Below are 3,524 nucleotides of genomic sequence, written 5' to 3'. Positions count from 1 at the left end.
TTCCAAGGTGTTTCGGTGTTCCTTGGTTTGCTACTGTCTCTAGGTTCTTCGGCGGCGGTTGCTAACGTTGTTGCGGGGGTAATATTAATCTATACTCGTGCCTTTGAGGTCGGAGATCGGGTGAAAGTAGGTGAGGCTGTTAGTGATATTGTCGAAAAAACTTTACTAGTCACCCGCATTCGCACGATTAAAAATGTGGTGGTTACGATTCCCAATGCAGCGGTACTCAATGCCCAAATTATTAACTACAGTGCTGCGGCGCAAGACCCCAACACACCGCCTTTAATCCTGCATACTACAATCACTCTCGGCTATGATGTGCCGTGGCGGACAGTCCATCAAGCCCTAATTGGTGCCGCTAATGCGACTGCATCAATTTTGCCAGAACCCATACCATTTGTGTTGCAAACTAGTCTCGATGATTTTTATGTCAGTTATGAAATCAATGCCTATACTAGTACGCCCAAGATTATGGCAAGGATTTATTCAGAATTGCACCAAAACATCCAGGATAAGTGTAACGAAGTCGGGATTGAAATCCTCTCGCCCCATTACCGTGCAGTGAGAGATGGTAATCAAAATACCATTCCTGAAAGTTATTTACCTGCGGACTATACCATCCCTGGATTTAGAATCGATCGAGTCAAAAATCTCGTCGATTCAGGCAATTCTCAACCAAAATCTACTGAAGGATAGTTACGATCCACAATTTGTAATTTACGATTCATAACTTACTTAAATGACTGTTTCTCGCACTATTTGTCTTGGATTTTTAGCGACGATCTTGGTGGGTAGTTTACTCCTGATGATGCCATTTGCCAGCGCACAGGGGACATGGACAAATCCACTGATTGCTCTATTTACGGCAACCTCTGCTGTCTGTGTGACGGGTTTATCGGTGGTGGATGTCGGGATGTTCTTTTCTTTTTGGGGTCAATTAACTCTATTAATCTTGGTACAGATTGGTGGATTGGGTTATATGATTGCCAACACTTTTCTGTTACTAATTATTGGGGCTAGATTTACATTACGCGATAAGATTGCGATTCAGCAAGCATTGGATCGGACGGGGATGCAAGGTAGTCGAGAAGTTTTACTCTCAATTATTGCGACTACGGCAATTTTTGAAATTTCCGGCATGTTATTATTACTACCTGCATTTTTAGCCGATCGACAGCCATTATCAGCAATATGGTTAGCGATTTTCCATAGCGTTAATTCATGGAACAATGCCGGATTTAGTTTATTTTCAGATAGTTTGATTGGTTATCAATCTTCAATTTTAGTTAATCTGACTATTACTGGTTTAATTATCTTTGGCGGACTAGGCTATCAGGTAATTCTAGAATTGTATCTGTGGTTATCTAATTGGCTATCCAGACGAGAACGTAAGTTCGTATTTTCATTTAATTTCAAGGTAGGAGTGAGTACGACATTATTTTTGTTCGTATTCGGTACGATCGCTTTTTTCGCGATCGAACTCCGCAATCCCGATACATTAGGGGGTGAAAACTTCACAACCCAATTACTAATTGCTTGGTTTCAATCTGTTAGTGCCAGAACTGCTGGTTTTAATACGATCGAGCATGGTAAGCTAACGACAGCAGCCTTATTTATTACGATCGCTTTAATGTTTATTGGAGCTAGTCCAGGCGGTACAGGCGGCGGAATTAAAACTACGACACTGCGAATTCTCGTTAGTGCGACTCGTTCTGTACTCAGGGGAAAAGACGAAGTAATCCTGTATCAAAGAAGAGTACCGCTATCGATGATTTTGAAGGCGATCGGTGTATTAGTAGGCTCTTTTGCTACAGTAATTACTGCTACAATTATTATTGCGATTACCGATTCAGAAGTCACATTTATTCAAGTCTTTTTCGAGGTGGTTTCGGCATTTGCAACTGTAGGATTATCAACTGGAATTACCGCGTCAATTTCATCAGCCGCGAAATTGACGCTAATTGTCACGATGTACATCGGGCGAGTCGGAATCCTGCTATTGATGTCAGCATTATTGGGCGATCCGATCCGCAGTCGGGTTCGATATCCAGAAGAAAATTTATTAGTTGGCTAGACCAAATTTTTAAGCTCGAATATGAATTTAACAACATTGAATTTATTTAGTGGTTCTCGAAAAGATTCCAAACAGTTTGCTGTCATCGGATTGGGTAGATTTGGTCGAGCGGTCTGTAGTGCTCTACACGATCTTGGATATGAAGTTTTGGGAATCGATAAAGATGCCAAACGAGTAGATGATATTTTAAACGATCGCTTAGTCAGTCATGCTTTACAGCTAGATTCAGTCGATCCGACCGCCCTCAAAGAAGCCGGAATTTATGAATTTGATACTGTAATTATCGCGATCGGCAGTTTCTTACAAGAGAGTATTATTACGACTCTCAATGTTAAACAGGGTGGCGTAAAACATGTAATTGCTAAAGCTTCTTCGAGCATACATGGAACACTCCTGACTAAAATTGGCGCAGATCGAGTCATCTATCCCGAACAGGAGGCAGGATATACACTAGCCAGATCGCTCACCACACCCCAAATCCTCGATCGGTTCGACCTCGATCCCGATCATAGTATTGTCGAAATAATTATTCCTCAACAATTTCATGGCAAAACATTGGGCGAACTGCAACTCCGCAATCGTTATGGAGTTAACGCGATCGCCTTGATTCATCAAGATAAATTTGAAATCAATCTTCATCCCGATTCCCTACTCGAACAAGGAAAAATACTCGTAGTAATTGGTGCTAATCAAGACATTAGTAAACTACCGATTCACAATTGATATTATGAATGGCCTAATTACATCAACTCAACGCTGGTTTGCCGATCCGTTAGTCGCTAAGTTCATTACGGCAATTATTGCAATTTTTATTATTACAATCGCGGTGCGGATCTTTCGCCGTTCGGTATCGAGATATGTTCAAGATCCCGATACTAGCTATCGCTTACGGAAAGTCGTGACATTCGTTGGCTATATAGCGATCGCGCTAATGATGACGATTGTCTTTAACGATCGATTAGGGCAATTAACAGTCGTCTTTGGGGTAGTGGGTGCGGGGGTAGCATTTGCCCTCCAGGAGGTAATTGCCAGCTTTGCGGGCTGGGTAGCGATTTCTTTAGGGCAATTTTACAAGACTGGCGATCGCGTCCAGCTTGGCGGCATCATGGGCGATGTGATTGATATCAGCCTGTTGCGAACTACAGTGATGGAGATTGGCGCGTGGGTGAAGGCAGATCAATACAATGGTAGAATCGTCCGCATTGCCAATAGTTTTGTATTCAAAGAACCCGTTTTCAACTATTCTGCTGATTTTCCCTTTGTCTGGGATGAAATTAATATTCCCGTCAAGTATGGCAGCGATCATCGTCTAGCGCGCACGCTGATCCAGCAAATTGCCGAGGAGGTTGTAGGAGAATATGTACCGCTGGCTAAAACAGAATGGAAAACGATGGTGCGTAAATATCTAATTGAAGATGCCAGAATCGAACCAATGATTTCGCTAGTCACC

General features: G+C 42.4%; 4 protein-coding genes. All 4 read left to right on the top strand.

Annotation, left to right across the window (positions count from 1 at the left end):
• A partial coding sequence (locus ACEW9J_RS20925) for a mechanosensitive ion channel family protein (RefSeq protein WP_373547026.1) occupies positions 1–696 on the top strand: 696 nt, incomplete at its 5' end.
• A gap of 43 nt (positions 697–739) precedes the next feature.
• Positions 740–2,074 (top strand): TrkH family potassium uptake protein, encoded by a 1,335-nt coding sequence (locus ACEW9J_RS20920; protein WP_373547025.1) that lies wholly within the window; start codon positions 740–742, stop codon positions 2,072–2,074.
• Positions 2,075–2,095: 21 nt separating this feature from the next.
• Positions 2,096–2,797: a TrkA family potassium uptake protein gene (locus tag ACEW9J_RS20915; RefSeq protein ID WP_373547024.1), complete on the top strand. Its 702-nt coding sequence runs from the start codon at positions 2,096–2,098 to the stop codon at positions 2,795–2,797.
• 4 nt (positions 2,798–2,801) lie between these two features.
• A partial coding sequence (locus tag ACEW9J_RS20910) for a mechanosensitive ion channel domain-containing protein (protein WP_373547023.1) occupies positions 2,802–3,524 on the top strand: 723 nt, incomplete at its 3' end.

This window comes from Chamaesiphon sp. (assembly GCF_041737865.1).
In the GTDB taxonomy this organism is placed as follows: Bacteria; Cyanobacteriota; Cyanobacteriia; order Cyanobacteriales; family Chamaesiphonaceae; genus Chamaesiphon.
The sequence above is the reverse complement of the archived record's forward strand: the minus strand, read 5'-3'. Positions and strand labels throughout refer to the sequence as shown.

Excerpts from the sequence above, each read along its gene's own strand:
- ACEW9J_RS20920 (WP_373547025.1), top strand. The coding sequence starts at position 740 with ATGACTGTTTCTCGCACTATTTGTCTTGGATTTTTAGCGACGATCTTG.
- ACEW9J_RS20915 (WP_373547024.1), top strand. The coding sequence starts at position 2,096 with ATGAATTTAACAACATTGAATTTATTTAGTGGTTCTCGAAAAGATTCC.